We start from the raw sequence: 17,097 nt of genomic DNA on the forward strand, positions 1-17,097 counted from the left end.
GACTCCCATTCAATTTTTTTTTATAGAGAAAAGAGACGTCCAACGACAGGTATCCGCCTCAATAACACGGAAACAATAAGACACCCGAGAAAAACAAACAGCGCCATGACAATATTCATCAGCGTCACAAGGATGGAATTCATATTGCCCAAACACGAGAAAACAGGCAAAACTTGCAGTCGACTCATCAGAACTAGTCCAATCATATGAAGCATATAAATACCAAAAGTATTCGCACCTACAACTTTCGATACAGCTGCTACACCACCCTCCATTTTCACATTGACAAGCAATTGCAGCACTAAGATAGTGGCGAGAAACGTTGGGAAAAGCCAATAACCATGATCCACCGTTAAATTCGTTCCTTGTACAGCATGCTGATATCTCTGAATAGCAAAAGTTACAATATAACACAGAAGAACAGCTAACAATGCAACCGTTGGCTGCAACCTAAACCTATCAAGACAATGTCCCCCAGAACGACTTACAGATGCGCCTATAAGACCACCAATTACGAAATACATAAGCACATATCCATAATCGCCGAAAATATAAAATTGACCCACACCATCAAGGACTGACGCAAAATCATGATGACTGACTGAACCTAACATCTGCAATATAACTCGTACGGTATCTTTCCCGACAGAAAAAACAAAAATAACCGCCAATAGGCAACCCATAGCAGATTTATCATTCGAATCGAAAGCTATTTTAATCAGTGGATATATCAGATAGACCGCAATCAAAGCGTTCATAAACCAAAAATACCCAACTGGGTATTCCCCAAACCCTCCACCAAATAGAAAAACGACTAAATTCTTTACTCCAACAGAATGAGAGCCATCCACATAAACAAAGAAAGCTGCAATAAGCAGTTTCCATATGCTCACAATCGCAACAACGGTGCATGTTTTTTTATAATGTTTTTTAACATCAAAAGTCCTCGGCAACAAAAGTGCGCCATTGACAGCGAAGAAAAGTGGCACACAGATTACGCACAGTGTGGTTACTGCAGTGCCCGCAAGTCCGCCAGAATAGTATCTGGTATAAAAAGCGAAATGTAACAAAACCACAAAAAACATCGCAATGCTCTTCGCAACATCATACCCAACTATACGTTTTCCCATATAGAATCATTTCTTAGTACCGATCAATCCACTATTGCAAAAACAAAATTTAGACTACACACATGACTCTCTGAATAAAGAATCCCCGTACTGGGCTTCATCTCCAAAAAGACAATCAGTGTTTAAACCGCCATTTAGCAGAGTCCTACCTTTCTCCGACCATAGCAGAGGCTATAGTGTCTTACATGCTCGAAAAGAATCCAAACCCCTCCGTTGCTGTGCTGCTTCCTTGCTATAACGAGGAAGTGACCATCGGCAAGGTCGTTCGTGATTTCAAAGCGTCTTTGCCACAAGCAGACATCTACGTTTACGACAATAATTCCACTGATCGCACTGCAGAGATCGCTGCCGCAGAAGGTGCTGTCGTACGTAGGGAGCCACGTCAGGGCAAGGGCAATGTCATTCGAGCCATGTTCGAAGATATCGATGCTGACGTGTACATCATGTCTGACGGCGACGATACGTACCCAGCTGACGCAGCACCTGCTATGGTCGACAAGATTCTTGAAGGCTACGACATGGTGATTGGAGATCGTCTGAGCTCCACGTACTTCCAAGAAAACAAACGCCCATTCCACAACTTCGGCAATAGGCTCGTGCGCGGATCCATCAATGGACTGTTCGGAGCTCACGTAACCGATATCATGACTGGCTACCGAGCGTTCTCCTTCACTTTTGCAAAGACCTACCCAGTGTTGTCCCGTGGTTTTGAGGTCGAAACCGAAATGACTATTCATTCGCTGAACAACAATCTCCGTCTTTATGAGATGCCGATTCAGTACCGCGATCGCCCTGAAGGTTCCGTCAGCAAACTTGATACCGTCGGAGACGGCATCAAAGTGATGAGCACCATCTTCCGCATGATCCGCGAATACAAGCCACTGCCGTTCTTTGGCGGTCTCGGCCTAATCGTCGGCATCGTCGGTCTAATTCTTTGCGGCAGCGTAGGCATCGACTTCATGCGCACCGGCATGGTCGCACGCTTCCCCACACTCATCGGTGCGGTAATGCTCGTTATTGCAGGCCTGCTCTTGATTGTCGCAGGAATTATTCTCGACGTCATAGCCAAAAACGATCGCAAAGCCTTCATCGTTGACGCCAATCATTTTGCGTTGATGAAGCGTCGGGGAAAGTGATCTCTCAACGTCATTAAGAAGGCTTGATTCCAGCAGAATATGCGGAATCAAGCCTTCGTTTTATTCTGCTATTTCACCCACTTTTGGGCATTTGTTCCGTTGGAAGTATACAACTGCACGTTAGTGCCGTTTGCGCTGGAACCACCATTCACATCCAGCACCACGTTTTCCGCGAGCGCCGACTGGAACGTGTATGAGCCATCGGAGTTTTTGACAGCTATCCACTTCTGAGCGTATGTTCCATTGGAATCGTACTGTTGCACGTTGGTTCCGTTGGCAGATACGCCGCCATTCACATCCAAAACTTTGCCGGAGTTCACACTGGTCAACGTCACATACCCGCTGGAATCATGCGTCACTTTCCATTTCTGAGCATTGGTACCATTATTGGCCCAAATCTGCACGTTTCCATAATTTGAACGGGAAGCGCCGCTTACATCCACCTTCATAGACGTATTAAGCTTCGATCCGAACGTGTAGGTTCCATCCGGCAGATCTTGCCTATGCTTGGCTGCGGTTTCGTTCAAACGTTCGCGCAACGTCAACGGCGCCTTTGCGACCAACCACTGCTGAGCAACAGTGCCATTCGGCGAATAAAGCTGCAGCTGAGCCTGCTGCACAGCATTGCCACCTGGAATATCGACAGCTTTGTTGGCGTTTACCGACACCAAAGCAATCTTGCCACTGCCGTAATTCCGCACCGTCCACTGCTGAGCAACAGTATTGTTACTCGTATATTGCTGCAATGCCGCTCCATTAGCAGTGGATCCGCCAGCCACATCCAGCATCTTGCCAGAATTAATATTGACAATCTTATAAGTTCCATTGCCAATTGATTCAAATCGATATTTCTGGGCGTTTGTATTATTACTTGAATAAAGTTGAACTCGTGCCCCGTTCGTCGTCGATGCACTCGTCACATCCGTGACAAGTTTTTTATTCGCAACCGAAGTGATAATCATCGACACTCTAGTAGCTATATTGACATCGCTTGACGAAACAACAAACAACTGTGAAGCAGTGCCATTTGGCGTATACAGCCGAATCGCAGCACCATCCGCAGTATTTCCACCGCTCAAATCCAGAACCCAATTACCGAGAGCGGACTGCAAATAATATCCTGCTCCGGAATCACGAATAAACCATCGCTGAGCTTGAGAATTATTTCGAGAATACTGTTGCACTACAGCATTGCTTTCGGCAACACCATTACGCACGTCCAAAGCCTTACCGGAATTCACATTGACGATCTCATAGCTTCCATCGGACTGCCTGGTGAAGGTGAATTGCTGCGCCTTGGAATTATTGCCGGAATACAGCTGAATGGCGGTGGAATCTGCGGCACTTCCACTAGGAATATCAACGCTGGACGCGACTTTGGAACGAACATTGATGTAATAATTGCCATTCGGAATGGCAACTGCAGTCATTTTGCGTACATCAATGGCCGCTTGTAAATCATTGCCACTCCCGCCATTCGCATACTCCTTATTCCCAAACGCATTCATGTCCACATTGCCGCTGATGCCGTCCACTTTGCCGGAGCTGGTGTATTGCCATCCGCGACTGTTGGTCGGGAACGAGTCGAATCCCATGCGAGCGCCGTACTGCGCCACCCACGCGGTTTTGGCGTAAATGTCGGCATGTTTCAGCGGGCCTTGCAGGTAGCTGGTGTACGAGTAGACGCCCAGATTCTTGTATCCGGCGGACTGCAGTGCGCTGTACCAATTGTTGACGATATCGTTGTACACGTTCGGGTCGGTGGGCGGCTGATGCCCCTCCCACGTCCACCTTTCCAAGTCGTAGTACACGGGGTACGCCAAGTCGCTCGGACTCACACCGAATTGCTTGAGTTTGGCGACCACGTCGGCACCTTCTTCTTTGGCAAGCGACGGCGTATCCGCGTAGGAATACCAGTAGATGCCGAACGGGATGCCGAGTCGCTTGCATTCAGAAATGTTGCGTTGCGCTTTCTTGTCGGCATTGTTGCCCCAACCATAGCCAAGGCGAATGATCACGCCTTCCACGCCGTCGGCTTTCGCTTTGGCCCAGTCGATATCGCCTTGCCATTCGGAAACGTCGATCACGCCTTTGGCTTGCTGCACGAACAGGTTGTTCTGATAGTCGAAGAAGGCTTTCGAATTGTTGTAGGTGCCCCAGTGCGCGCCGTATTCATTGCTTTCGAATTTGGAGAGCTGTACGTTCGCGTCGGCTACAGCATTTTTGACATCTTCCGCACTTACCGGAATGAAGGATTCGCCATTGGTTTTAGCGAGCGGATCCGGCTGCTGATCCTGCGTACCGACCAGTGTCGCATCGGTCACGGTTTCGCCGGTTTCGATGTTCTTGACCTCACCTTCGGGGGTGACAGCTAGGTCTTCCGAAACCACGGTGGCATCGTCGGAAATCTCGTCACTGACGGCATCCGGAAGTTTCGCATTCGGATTGTCAGGCATGCTGTCTTGCGATTGTTGGTCGCCCGTTTGATCATCCGACTGATCGTCAGACTGCACAACAACGCCATTATCTGCAGTAACGGCACCTCTCTGCGTAACAGCATCCTCAATCGCAATATCCTGCAATGCGTAAGCCGGCGTAACCGCAACGGAAACCGTCAACGCAACCGCAGACAGCGCAGTCGCAATCTTCAAAACATGATGTGGCGAAACCATTCGTCAGCCTCTCTTGAATAAAGTCATCAGCCCCAAATATTCGGCGCGAACGCCCTAATCGCCAACTCTAACCGCACCCCGCAACCCTGCATATCCCAAATCCCCAAAATCATCCTGGTCCCCATACATATTGCATAAGCTCCCACGCCGTGTTCCACCAACTTAAACAACCGCAAATCTAAATAGCCGCCACTTTCCACTTGTCATTCATCAATGATTCCCCTATACTGAAATGTTCATTTACCCAATCCAATCAGAAAGAGGTGGTCATGCTGAACGTTATGGACGTTGCCGATTTCTTCATCGCAACCGCCAACGAAGGCGATCCGGAAGAAGATGACGGCATGACCAATATGAAACTCAACAAGCTCCTGTTTTTTGCACAGGCAGCAAGCCTGCAACGATTCGGCAAACCCTTGTTCGACGCACCCCTCGAAGCTTGGAAATATGGCCCTGTCGTCAAAAGCGTATATCGGACGTTTAAGGAATGTCAGCGCGATTCCATCGCGAAAGTCGCCCAACCGTTCGACTGGCAGACGATTCCACCGGAAACTTTGGATCTGCTGTGCGACGTATACCGCACATACGCACGGGATTATTCCGCAATGGGACTCATGCGCAAAACACACCAGCCTGACACCCCTTGGTCGGAAACTTATGTCCCTAATGAGAACAAAGTCATCCCAGTTGAAAGCATCCAAAAATGGGTCCAAAAACAGCCTTTGCCTATCGACATGCAGCCCGAACCCGATAAAAACATCATCGTTGCCGAGCTTGACTCGCAAGGGCGTCCGTTCCTCCCCGAGGGTTGGGAGGATGACTGATGCAGCCGCGTCCTTGGCAAATTTGGAAAGTTTGGTTCCCATTCAGAGAAAACCCTTCCACAGGAAAATATCGGCCCGTTGTTATCAAAGAAGTCACCGAAGATAATTGCGTAGTAATCTACGTTACGTCCCAAGTTGAAAAAACGCATTTTCCAGACTTCATGCTTATCCACAATTGGGATGAAGCAGGTCTCACAAAGGCTTCAGCCATCCGCTATAGAAAGATGTTGAAAATCCCAATCGATCAGTTGGAAAACTACATGGGAACACTTTCGCCATACGATCGTATCGAACTCCAAATGAAATATCTGAAGTAATTTACCCATTCACCGCTTAACAACCCCCATAATTAGAGCGATGCGTTCGTCAAATCCCAGAGATCAATCTCCGCATCTCATTTCGTCAACAGCGCGCAACGTTTCCGCAAGACCGAATACATTAACCTCTGCAACACGGAAGCGATACATCGGGGACGAACGGGTATCGTACGCTGTATATTGGCATTTCAGGTGGGCACTCGGCACGGTCAGCATTGACCGGGACCGGAAGCCGGCACCAGGGATCACAGAATAGCAGGCAGATTCTGGAGGGGTTATGGCACGGCACGGCAAGAAGCCAAGCGAGGAAAACACCTCGTCACGCGCACCGAGAACACTTGCCGGAAGCGCAACAACCGACACTTCTGCCGACGGTACTGACGCCGCTACCAGCAGCAGCACAGCCGACAGCTCGACCGTCAACGACACATCTGCCAGCAATGCCGATAACAACACCGCCAGTAATATCGACAGCAGTACCGACAGCAGTACCGGAAATGCGCATACAAACAGCGCTTCCAATGAAGCTGACGCAACCGAAGCCGGCACCAACGCGATCGACACCAACACAACCGGAACACGCACAATCGTCAGTGGAGACACGGCTGAGACCAGCAATCGGCAATCGCTCGAAGCAGACACAGCCGTTAAATCCAACGAATCCCGTCGACCGCAAGACCCGTTCGACGCGGCCATAGCGCAAGGCATCAGCGATGGCGACGCTTGGACGAACCAGCATGTAAAGCGCTTCTATCGCCAGATCATTATCACCGTAGTCGTCGTGGTGGTCGTTTTGGGTGCGATCTTCGGATTCACAGGCATACGCGCATCGCAGCAAATGCGTGGCCTGGCTGCGCTGAATGACTGTAAGGAAGCCGTCACGGCCATGAACACCTCCTATTCGAAGGCGTTCCAGCTGAAGGCAAAAATCTCCGAAGCGTTCACCAGTTTTGACAAATCTTACGATCTCGACAAGCTTGCCGAACTTCATCAGACGGAAGTCACCGCTCCGAAAACACTGAGCTGTGCCACCGACGCCTCCGCCACTATCAGCAAAGCCAACGCCGCAAAAGCCGAGTATGACAAGCAGGCCAAGCAGTTCAAGCAGGCTCTGCAGAAGGCCGACGAGTCCGCGGCCACCGATGGTGGTGACGGAACTGATGGAACGACCAGTGGCGATAACAGCACCACTGGAACGGACTGAGCTGCAGCCGTAGAAGGCGATGCTGGAGTTGTCGGCGTCGTGCCCGTCACAGACGGCACTGTCGACCAATCCGGCGCAGCCGTCGTGACCGACGCGACCGAAAGGGGCTGATTTGAATAAGAAACGACTGGCACGCGTGATTATTGCCGCTGTAGTGACCATGGCGATACTTGTGGCGATTATTGTTGGCTGCGGGCCGAAATGGGGCGACGGTTCGGCGAATGTCAACGCCAGTAACGCCAGCAGCTCCTCCGGCACAAGCGACGATTCATCCGCAAACTATGCGACCCGCGCATCGGTACAACTCCCCTCCTACTACATGGAGAACATGGTTTTCCAACGTGGCAAAACGCTGGCAGTCAAGGGAACCGTCACTACTTCGCAGCGTGGAAAAACCATTGACCCAACACAACTGGTTACAACGATTTCCCAAGGTAAGAAATCATCATCAGCGCAAGCAAAAATTTCCAAGAACGGTGATTTCACTTGCACTTTACCTAAGCAGAAAGCAAGTCTTAAGCCATATTCATTAACGATTTCGTACAACGAAGCCACTTTGTTGACTCTGAAAAACGTGTATGTCGGCGACGTTTTTATTGCTGCCGGACAGTCGAATATGGAATTGAATTATTCGCAATACTACGAGGGCCCCGGCAATGACTATAATTTCGGCGGAGGTCTAGTAACAACCAACGATCTACCGAAACAGCTTTCCGACAAGAACGTGCATTTCGTTGCGAGCGCCAACACCACGGAAGGTGCTGATTTCCCGCTACGCGACGTGAACGAGCAGGCCGATTCCTGGCTTGATGCGACCGCCGAAAATTCGCAGCATTTCAGCTATTTGGCACAGCAGTTCGCCATGCAGCTTCGCGCCGCGCATCCGAATGTGCCCGTCGGTATTGTTCAGACCGCGTGGGGCGGCACGCCGATTCGAAACCATGTGAAGGGTGGCTCCATTTATGCGAACCATATCGCGCCATTGGAGGGTTTCCATGTGGCGGGCGTGCTGTGGTACCAAGGGTGCAATGATTCCGCGAACGAGGCGACTGCATTGGCATACGAGTCTCAGATGACGTCGCTGATCAACCAGTATCGTGCAGTGTTTGACCAGGATGATCTGCCGTTCCTGTATGTGCAGTTGGCGCGTTGGCCTGGCTATCAGTACACTCAGAACGTGCGATTCGCACAGTTGAGCACGTTGAACAACGTCGGATTGCACAATGCCTCCAACGTTGCAATGACCGTGTCGCTTGATACGGACAAGGGCACTTCAACGTTGATACATCCGCTTGGCAAAGATATTCTTGGCGCACGCATGGCCGCGCAATATCTGGCAATGTCGGAAGGCAAGGCCGTTCCCAACGGACCGCTTATCGCACATGCGAAGCATGCTTCCGATGGCACGATCGTATTGTCATTCCAAAAGGGCACCGCAACTGGTTTGCAGGCAGAAAACCCCAATTATTCCAAAACCGCTAGTGCGACCGTACCTAATTACACGGCCAATTCGGACGCGACTCCTTTGGATGGTATTGCTAATGTCGCAACGCCGACTTCCGCATCATTGCAAGGTTTTGAAATTGCCAACGATTCCGGAAAATGGGTTCCGGCAACGGCTGTAATCAAAGGTAAGCAGATTGTGCTGAGTGCCGCTGATGGAAGTTCGAATCTTAACGCGGTAACTCAAGTGCGTTATTGGTGGAGCGGAAATCCGGCTATTTCCAGTTTGCTCTATAACGATCTTGGATTGCCAGCAAGTCCGTTTATTGCGGTTGTTGAGTAGGCCGGCCAACTGATAATCGGAATATTATTCGTCGGCAGCGAAGGACACGACAAAGCGAGATAGGGATTATCCTGAAAATCAGGCATGTTTTTCTCGAATTTAAGTCGAAGCAATGTTGACTGTCAGTCGACGTAGTGCGGGGCGCTGGACGCCATGCGGGGTGTAACACCGTTATTGTCATTGTCATCGTCATTACCGTCCGCAGTGGAATCTTGCGATTTACGAAGCGATCCCGCAGCCAATGAACGTATGGATCGAACGGAACGGCCAAGCTGCGACTGCTTTTCCTGCTCATTCGACTGAATTGCGGGAAACGCACCGGTCACAGGGCGAACACGACCGGTCGCAGTGGGAATGAAGCTTGGCGGCAGCACTTGCGTGGTAATGGCGCTCGGCGATGATGCATGATAGCGGGCCATCGAAGCCAGGGAGTCGCGGGTATCGAGCTCACGCTGAATATCTAGCTCATCGTCGGATTCAGCCATCGCCGTCCTCCTTCTTTTCCGGCAATTTCCGCCGGTAATCTCTCTCCGCTGGTAACGGTCACCGTTCCGAGCGTAATGCAAGGCAGCAGGCCGCTGCGAACGAAATCATCGATATGCGCAACTCCCCCACTGTTTCGCAACTTTTTCGTCGAACATCTATCTACGCAACAGGCCATTGTAAAATCGCCGTTTTGGTATGAAAATGAAAAAAGGGCTTCCGGAATCATCTGAAAACCCTGCTGGCGGAGAATACGAGATTCCGGCAGCGACTTGCTGTTTTCGGCGTAATTACAACGTTTCTGGGCTGCTGATTAAGTGTTTCGCCGCTTAACTCGCCGCCCCTACGGCGTGTCGCAATGGGGCGAAACGGGTGGTTATGAACGGGTGCTTTTTGGATTGCGCGAAACAGGGGAGAGTATTGAGGATGCTTTTTCCATGAAGAGCGTGTAGTTTAACCAGTATATAGAACGGCCTCCCTTTGCCAACAGCAGCGATGTGCTAAAGATTACGATTCCGAATGAGGTAATGCGATCTATTCCCCATAGGCAAAGTGAAAATAAAGGTAAAATGGCCGTCGTTAAAGTCCAGATGATAATACTTAGCCAGTTTCTTGATAATTCTTCGGGGAATCTCTTTCGTGCTTCTATCATCAAAGGTGAATTTGACTGGTATAGCATCGTACATATAAATGTTGCTGTAGCCATGACTAATCCGGAGAGGGTCGATAGCCCGATGAATAAATCATTGGGACTGCCATCTCCAGGTAGTTGAGGTACTGGATTGCTGAGAAGCCACCAAGTAGCGGTTATTATGGTTGCGCCTAGGATGTCAGTGGCGGGATGCGCCATAATTCCATTTATTAATGTTAAATGTGGCATTAATTACTCTTTGAAATATCGTATAAATAAGTCTCTTTATCGACTGAAACAGCAATTAAATGATTGATTAGTCCAGTAAATAATCGGGGTTCGTCATTGGATATTGTAATCTCGCTTTGTTCTACTACAGGATGGGATACTAAATTTAATTCCAACAGTTTGTCTGCGAAATCAGGTCCACTTACTTGAACTTTTTTGTTCTGATTTACTGCAGATATGATGAAATCTTGCATTATATCTTTAAAAACGCGACGAGCTTTTCCATATGCTGTATCGTCTGTCAGGCTAATCCTAATGTCGATATCAAGATCGGCTCCCACTTTTTATGCAATTTCTTGATAAAATTCTCCTGCGTTACCTTTTATTTCATAAGCTTTATCAATAAAATTTTTTGTTGTGAATGATGCTGTGAGGGAATCTATTCCGCGAAGTTCTTTTTTGAAACGCTCGATGCTATCTGCTGTGATGACGGGAATAACATCCCATTCATAATCTTCTTCAGGCCAGTAATAGTTTAGTGCTTTTTTGAGGGGGTCTACGCTTTTACCAGCATTGCCACTTACTCTGCTGACAAGAGAATATTTTGGGAAGAAGGCGAACGCTGACGATTTTGCTAAATTGTTTGTGTTGCTATATGCCTCGCTGTCCATGAAATCAGTGACTCTCTTGTGTTCCTGATCAATGAGCTGCATAAAATTTGGCTGGAATTGTTCAAAAACTGTAAGTACTGGATAATGCTTGTCTGTTGCAGAATCAAAAATAATATTATCGAGTATTTTATTTTCCCAAGGGAATTCACGAAATTCACTGAGACGCTTCATCCAATTGATATGTCCCGTGGTTCCATTGCTGATACCATCACGAGACCTCAGCCGGAGCCAGTAGAACTGCACTGTTCTTTGAATCACGCTTGTCAAGTCGTTCACCTGCTTAGTAGGTCATATCTACCTAATGCCAATCATTGTACTTCATTTTTCGGGTGCGACGATTGGGATGAAGGACTCTACGGCCCTTCCTAAAGAAAGTGTTTGTGGCAACCGCCGTAGTTATGTTGAGTACATGCTTTATGTGTGAAAAATAACGGGGAGAAATCTGCCTAATACTCTGGGGTAGCGTGGGATGGTTGGGGGGTCCTCACCGGTGTTGTTATGCGGCGTCGGCGAGAAATACGTGTTTGTGGTGGTATTCGATGAATTCATGTGAAGGCTGACTGATTGCCGGTAATGAGATTTCGCGCCCTTCGAAGTCATAGAGCCATTTGTCGTTGATGTCAGAGTGCTTCACCTTGTCGTGGTTGACCATGATGCAATAGTCGTTATCGATGGAGATGAGGCCTTGATCGAAGGCGCGGTCGTGGAAGGCGTTGAGCAGCAGGCCATTCGATGCCGCGGTCTTCTCAGTGGGGGTCGATGCCTTCCAGGGTTTGATGTGGCTGGCGATCAGCAGTGTGGGAAGCTGCAGACCGGTAATGCAACAGGTGCTGTGGTAGTTCTGCAATAGTGAGTTGCGGAAATAGGATTGGTTGACCCGCTGAAGCGTGGTTGTCGGTCGTTCCTCTCCGGCGGGTGCGCGTTCGGCGATGAGCAGGAACGTTGCGGTTTCGAGAGAAGAATAACGGTCGGAAGCCAGTGGCACCGGGCTGAAGTCGTTCGCGTCCGCTTGCAGGAGCGCGTGCCGAAGCAGATCCAGGCATTGCTCCATGAAAGCATCGGGGTCTTCGGCGTACCATTGCCAGACTTGGGAATCGAGTTTGCTTCCATGCTTCATGCCTACGCGCCCGCGGGCCTTGCGGTTGTCGTCGTAAGCTGCGATGTTCCAGATTTTCAATGCCACTGAGCTGGGAGTGCGGTGCAGGAACGATGCAAGACGTTGCACGTCAAGCCCTTTGTCGTCGCATTCACGTGGCTCGAGCACGATGTACAAGGCGAACGCCATCATTGTTTCCTCGCGTGACCAATTACGGCGAGGTGCTGATGCATTGACATTTACTGCCATAAATCCAGGATATTGCGGAATGATACATGCCTGTGCTTTGTATGCGGTATGTCTTGTGAGTCTTAGCTTGTATTCGATGCTTCGTGTCTGAAATCTTGTGGGAAGGAGTGGAAGCTTAGCGATAAGCGGACAGATTGTTCTTGAAGTTGTTGTAAGGACTTTCCTTCACTGTTTTTTGGGTTTGCCTTGCGTGTTGGTTGTGTGCTCTACAGCGACAAGAGGGAATCTAGTGGGAAGTGGATGGTCGGAGGGGGGCAAGAGTGCTGAAATCCTAGTGTTTTCAAGGACTATTAACCCATCGGAAGAGCTTGATTAGCTTTGATCCTTCGTGTATACAGCGTCTACTGGGAATCTAGTGGGAACTAGAGTGAACCTAATGAGCCAACATGGAAATTCAGTGGCAGGCGAAGATGTATGTCGGAATCTCAATGATTTCAACGTTTCCAAGGACGCCGGTTGGCACCATCCTGCGGCAACATGGAACCTACATGGAAATTTACAGTGCCTACATGGAAATCAGTTTGCATCAGTCAGTGGGCGCATGATGCGTGCGCTCAGCCCTTGGCTGACTGATACTAGCAAGCTTTTGCCTGACTGAACGCATGCATTATAAAGAGCGATTGGGTATCGAGCTGGTTGCGGGATGCAGGGCGGATAAAACTAATCAGCCGTTATATTCGATATGTAGGCTGGGGTCGCTTTCGTGTTCGTCAATGATTTGGTTGTAAGCCTTGACCAGACGCGAAAGGGTTTCGTGACGTGCTGCGTTGGTGAAGTGGCCATGCTCGTGCACATTGCTGGAAAGGAACGATTGCAGGTCCCAAACTTCAAGGCGGTTTTCGAAGCCCATGTCGGAGGCTAAGTCCCATGCGGTTTTGACGCGGTCGCGTACAGTGATGATGATTGGATGCAGCCCGGCCTTGATGTTGCGCTGGCATTTATTCATGAGTAGGGATGCTGGGGCAGTGATGCAGTGTATGGCTGTGTCGCCGACATTGAAATCGCCTCCCCGCCCAGTCGGATCGTCAGCAACGGACGCGCCGTTGATTTCTACTTCTGGGGCAACGATGGTGAGCTTCGCTGCGACAAGATGTTGCAGAACGGTACCGACGTACATAGTGCCCGGATTTTCCTTTTGTCGCTGCGCTGCCTGCTGCAGCAGATGTTCCACAGCCGCATCGACGGAAAGCGAGTTGTCGGATTCCAATTTGAATGGTTTGCTGGTGAAGAATGCCTGAATTCGTTTGACCCAGTATTGCTCGATCTCGGTGAATTGCTCCGCTGTTGGACGTAATTCGTTAATGAGCTCGGCATAGTCGTGCATCAATGCCATGGTGCCGCGGCTGGTTCGTCCGCCCTCTGCTGCGAGGAGTCGTGTGATGCCATATTCGGCAAGGATTTTCTGGCAGTTGTCTTTGCTGATTCCCTTGACTTGACCTTCCTTGTTCGTGTGATAGTCGCTGGCGTCAATGGGAAGCGTGTCTGCGGAAAAGAAGCGATTGAGCTGGATGGCGGCAGCCAAAGCGCCCTTGGTGTTTACCTGATGGGACTTTCGGAAATCATCGATGGGAGTCAGATCCATTGTTTGCCTCGCTTATGCAGTGTGATTCGAGAGCAGAGTTTGCTCCACGTACAGGTCTTTGCCAAGGGTGTTGTTCAGAGCAGGCATGAAGTAATGCTTGCCGAGCCATTCCACGACAGGGACGGAGACAGCGTCGCCGAATCCGAACATCACTTGATTGGAGCGCAGGCCCGTAATGTTGTAGTGGGCCGCACCCATAAGAGCAGCGTATTCGCGTGGCGTCATCCAACGGACAGCGGCTTGACCATTGCCCATGCGAATGATTGCCTGGCGAGATGAGCCGCCTCGTGCAGTGCGCAGGCAGCCGGAGATGTCGTCTGCGCGAACTTCCCATACGGCTTTACCGTTGCGGGTGCGGCGATAAGCGGTCCGGTAGGAAACGGTTGTTTCGTTACGCAACGTTTCCACGCGGGCAGTCTGAACCGGCGACAGCGAATCAAGGAATTTGGCGGTTCTTTCGGCGTCCCACCAGCGTTCGTCGTCATCAGCCATGTTCTCGACGTACATATTGAGGCCGGACATCAGAGGAGACGGCGGCTCAGGCAGCGGTGCGCGATGCGTGCGGAGAGAGGTGTCCGCAAAGACCTGCTGCAGCCAGTCAGGGCGCAACGAAGAATCGAATTGTTCGGCGGACGGCGGGTTCTGCAGGCCAACCAAAAAGAGTCGCGGTCGGGACTGAGGGATAAATCGACGGGTATCGATGGACAATACGTCTACGGAGTAGCCCAGTACATTGAAAGCATGCACCGCTGCGGCGAGATCCTCCCCAGAGTGAGAAGTGGCCAATCCGTTCACATTTTCGAGAATGGCAATCGGAGGACGGCTGTCCCCAAGTTCTTCGAGCAGTCGCACGTATTGCCAGAAAGCGCCGGATTGTTTGCCGTTCAGGCCCGTACGAGTGCCCGCAAGGGAGAGATCCGTGCAAGGAGAGGATCCCCAAGCGATGGAAGCATCATGGGGCAGGTCGTCGCCGGAGAGCTCGCTCATATCCCCCTCGACAAGGGTGTGGCCCGGCGTATCCGTGAAGTTATTGCGATACATTTCGCACTTGGCGGAGTCGATGTCATTCGACCATTCGACTTGGAAGCCGGATTCTTCGAGCCCAAGGCGTGCGAGGCCTATTCCGGCAAAGAATTCGAGGGCTTGTGGGCATGCCTTGCCGGTAGCCGCGTGCGTGTGATTGTCGTTCATGCTCCCACCTTACCTCGTGCCTGACTGTCGTCCTAACCATGATACTCTATATATAGAACAAGTGTTCGAATAAGTGTCGTGAAGGAAAGAGGATCGTATGACGAAGCTTAGTGATGCTGTTAACGCGTCGAACTTGGATTTTCATGAATTAGCCCGGAGATCCAACGTGAGTGAGAAAAGACTAAATGGATATCTGTCGGGTCGACATTCGTTTAGCCGGGCACCTCTAGAAGACGCCGTAGCTATTGCTAATGCTCTCGGAGGCCGTATTGAAGATTACATGGAAGATGCGGCGGAGGACGGCGAGGCGGAAAAGCTGGATGACCGACTTCGTCTCCAATTATTTCTGGATAGCGTTGACGAATACGAGCTAATTATGAAGAATGTCGGTCGCCCTCAGGCAGTGACGATTGGCGGCTCTGGAGAAAAAACTGAGAAAAGGTATAGTCAGCTGATTGTTGAAGGGATGCTATTGCGCAAATATTATTCCTCGGATGAAGTTCAATTGGCGAAAGTGATTGATTCGTTTAGGCGTCTTATCCCAGACGACGCGTCTCCAGATGTGCTGCATACAGTAGATCCGCTGGAAAAAGATACGCCTAGCCAGGGGAATAAGAGCCAGATTGTGTTTTCTAATGCTGATGGTAGTTACTCCAGCGGTGTGGATTTACTTTTTGATGTTCTCTATGGAATTACCCTGCATGGAGATCCTGATAGGATCCAGAGACTTGCTAGATGGCCAATTACGGCACAGTGCCTTGCCTTATATGAGTCTAACGTTGAGAGACGCAAGGGTGTGGTGACTGTTCGACAGTATATAGATCTTGCAATCAAAGATGGTCTTTTTGCACTGGATTAATGAGCGTATTTGAGAAGGCGCGGGGCAGTTCGCTGTGGATTGAATTGCCTCACGCCTTGCTGAGTGAACTCGCTGCAGCAGTTTCTAGGATCAGCTGCTATTCGCACTCTCGCCGGGCTATCTCGCGACGGGCTTTGCTGGCCCACAGGCCCCCCTTACCGATGAGCTCATTCAATTGCGTGGCGTTGAGCTGTTGGTAGTGCAGGTCTGTTGCGTAGGGAGGGAGACTCGCCTTCCATCCGGCAATGTCTGTGACGGAACCGTCGGCTTCGCCTGTTGCGGGATGATGAGTGGCGTTCTCGCTCGCGCCATCTTGCCGTCTTACCAGTTCAGATGTCGGTTCGTTTGCCGTAAGGCATTGCAAATCTTGCGTTTTCTCCGGATCGCCCACGGATCGGCATCGTCGGACAAGGTGGGAAACACCGTCTTGTCTGGTTCGTGCGGAACGTTGCAATAGCTTGGTTTTGACGAAGGCGGCAAGATGGCAGCAGCTCTTGTGACAGCGACCGGATCCGGCACAGTTGCTTCTGAAGTCTCAGTTTGTTCACCGCTGAGGGTGTCCGTGGCTTCCGCACTCAAATCTTCAGAGCTTTCCTGATTCGGATGATCCGCATAATCCGGCGACAGTCACCACCACATGTTGCCGTACTTCTTGCTTGCCAGCAGTGGCTTTGGGCGTCGTCTGCCGTCCAGAACTTGCTGCTTGCTGAACTCGCCTTTCGCTTCGTTGATTACTCTGTACGACGGCACACCCCCATACAAGCCATCCGGTGTGAGCTCCTTGTTGTGGTCGAAGTAGTCTTGGATGAACGTACGCACGTCACTGTCCTCGCGCTCGCTGGTGCCGTAAGCGCTCTGGTTGAGCGATTCCACCGTATCGTCCGTTTCGCCCAGCCAGCGGACATGTGCGCAGCCAAGCAGCGGATTATCCTCCAACCGGTAGGCCAGGGTTCGCGGCATCGAACCCAGATTGAACTTGACCGGTGCGAACAGCCGCTGCCCCCCCCCATTCTCCGGATCCTTTGCCATCAGAAAAGC

The 17,097-nt window shown here is 50.4% G+C and carries 17 protein-coding genes; 7 read left to right on the forward strand and 10 right to left on the reverse strand.

All coding sequences use genetic code 11. The features are described from left to right. Positions 1 to 20: 20 nt before the first annotated feature. On the reverse strand, positions 21 to 1,130 hold the full coding sequence (locus BBKW_RS08830) for an acyltransferase (RefSeq protein ID WP_033501483.1): 1,110 nt from the start codon (positions 1,128 to 1,130) through the stop codon (positions 21 to 23). A gap of 185 nt (positions 1,131 to 1,315) precedes the next feature. Between BBKW_RS08830 and BBKW_RS08835 the strand changes: the two genes are divergently transcribed. Next, the gene (locus BBKW_RS08835; RefSeq protein ID WP_033501484.1) at positions 1,316 to 2,266 is read left to right on the forward strand and encodes a glycosyltransferase family 2 protein; all 951 of its coding nucleotides are present in this window, start codon (positions 1,316 to 1,318) and stop codon (positions 2,264 to 2,266) included. A 68-nt stretch (positions 2,267 to 2,334) separates the two neighbouring features. Here the strand turns inward: BBKW_RS08835 and BBKW_RS08840 are convergent, their stop codons facing one another. Continuing rightward, on the reverse strand, positions 2,335 to 4,938 hold the full coding sequence (locus BBKW_RS08840) for an RICIN domain-containing protein (RefSeq protein ID WP_033501485.1): 2,604 nt from the start codon (positions 4,936 to 4,938) through the stop codon (positions 2,335 to 2,337). Between the two features lie 269 nt (positions 4,939 to 5,207). Between BBKW_RS08840 and BBKW_RS08845 the strand changes: the two genes are divergently transcribed. The 4 genes from BBKW_RS08845 to BBKW_RS08860 all read left to right on the forward strand — a co-directional run bounded on the left by BBKW_RS08845 (position 5,208) and on the right by BBKW_RS08860 (position 9,069). Continuing rightward, positions 5,208 to 5,762, forward strand: coding sequence for a Panacea domain-containing protein (locus tag BBKW_RS08845; protein ID WP_051920327.1), 555 nt, complete (start codon positions 5,208 to 5,210; stop codon positions 5,760 to 5,762). Then, the gene (locus BBKW_RS08850) at positions 5,762 to 6,079 is read left to right on the forward strand and encodes a type II toxin-antitoxin system PemK/MazF family toxin (protein WP_033501486.1); all 318 of its coding nucleotides are present in this window, start codon (positions 5,762 to 5,764) and stop codon (positions 6,077 to 6,079) included. Before BBKW_RS08845 ends, BBKW_RS08850 begins: the two co-directional genes overlap by 1 nt. Before the next feature lie 277 nt (positions 6,080 to 6,356). Next, positions 6,357 to 7,283, forward strand: coding sequence for a hypothetical protein (locus BBKW_RS08855; RefSeq protein ID WP_034255162.1), 927 nt, complete (start codon positions 6,357 to 6,359; stop codon positions 7,281 to 7,283). Positions 7,284 to 7,395: 112 nt separating this feature from the next. Next, positions 7,396 to 9,069, forward strand: coding sequence for a sialate O-acetylesterase (locus BBKW_RS08860; protein ID WP_231858479.1), 1,674 nt, complete (start codon positions 7,396 to 7,398; stop codon positions 9,067 to 9,069). 122 nt (positions 9,070 to 9,191) lie between these two features. On the opposite strand, the gene BBKW_RS08865 is transcribed toward BBKW_RS08860, so the two are convergent. From BBKW_RS08865 to BBKW_RS10875, 5 genes are all read right to left on the reverse strand, one after another. Further along, complete coding sequence (locus BBKW_RS08865) at positions 9,192 to 9,554, reverse strand: hypothetical protein (protein ID WP_033501487.1); 363 nt, start codon at positions 9,552 to 9,554, stop codon at positions 9,192 to 9,194. Positions 9,555 to 9,928: 374 nt separating this feature from the next. Continuing rightward, positions 9,929 to 10,432, reverse strand: a complete 504-nt coding sequence (locus BBKW_RS10625; RefSeq protein ID WP_126016617.1) for a Na+:H+ dicarboxylate symporter — start codon at positions 10,430 to 10,432, stop codon at positions 9,929 to 9,931. Then, positions 10,432 to 10,752 (reverse strand): hypothetical protein, encoded by a 321-nt coding sequence (locus BBKW_RS08870; protein ID WP_033501488.1) that lies wholly within the window; start codon positions 10,750 to 10,752, stop codon positions 10,432 to 10,434. The genes BBKW_RS10625 and BBKW_RS08870 overlap by 1 nt, the downstream gene beginning before the upstream one ends. 3 nt (positions 10,753 to 10,755) lie before the next feature. Beyond that, on the reverse strand, positions 10,756 to 11,349 hold the full coding sequence (locus tag BBKW_RS08875; RefSeq protein WP_144314079.1) for a hypothetical protein: 594 nt from the start codon (positions 11,347 to 11,349) through the stop codon (positions 10,756 to 10,758). A gap of 229 nt (positions 11,350 to 11,578) precedes the next feature. Continuing rightward, entirely contained in the window at positions 11,579 to 12,427 is an 849-nt protein-coding gene (locus BBKW_RS10875; RefSeq protein WP_231858480.1) for an HNH endonuclease, read from the reverse strand. 386 nt (positions 12,428 to 12,813) lie between these two features. On the opposite strand from BBKW_RS10875, the gene BBKW_RS10635 reads away from it, so the two are divergent. Next, positions 12,814 to 12,972, forward strand: coding sequence for a hypothetical protein (locus BBKW_RS10635; protein ID WP_157872376.1), 159 nt, complete (start codon positions 12,814 to 12,816; stop codon positions 12,970 to 12,972). Between the two features lie 119 nt (positions 12,973 to 13,091). Here the strand turns inward: BBKW_RS10635 and BBKW_RS08885 are convergent, their stop codons facing one another. After that, entirely contained in the window at positions 13,092 to 14,009 is a 918-nt protein-coding gene (locus tag BBKW_RS08885) for a DUF4928 family protein (protein WP_033501490.1), read from the reverse strand. A 12-nt stretch (positions 14,010 to 14,021) separates the two neighbouring features. Continuing rightward, a complete protein-coding gene (locus BBKW_RS08890; RefSeq protein WP_033501491.1) occupies positions 14,022 to 15,200 on the reverse strand; it encodes a DNA cytosine methyltransferase in 1,179 nt (392 codons plus the stop codon). 97 nt (positions 15,201 to 15,297) lie between these two features. Between BBKW_RS08890 and BBKW_RS08895 the strand changes: the two genes are divergently transcribed. Further along, entirely contained in the window at positions 15,298 to 16,059 is a 762-nt protein-coding gene (locus BBKW_RS08895) for a helix-turn-helix domain-containing protein (protein WP_033501492.1), read from the forward strand. Positions 16,060 to 16,686: 627 nt separating this feature from the next. Here BBKW_RS08895 and BBKW_RS08905 read toward each other — a convergent pair. Beyond that, a complete protein-coding gene (locus tag BBKW_RS08905) occupies positions 16,687 to 17,088 on the reverse strand; it encodes a hypothetical protein (RefSeq protein WP_033501494.1) in 402 nt (133 codons plus the stop codon). Positions 17,089 to 17,097: the final 9 nt, after the last annotated feature.

This window comes from Bifidobacterium catenulatum subsp. kashiwanohense JCM 15439 = DSM 21854 (genome assembly GCF_001042615.1).
In the GTDB taxonomy this organism is placed as follows: Bacteria; Actinomycetota; Actinomycetes; order Actinomycetales; family Bifidobacteriaceae; genus Bifidobacterium; species Bifidobacterium catenulatum.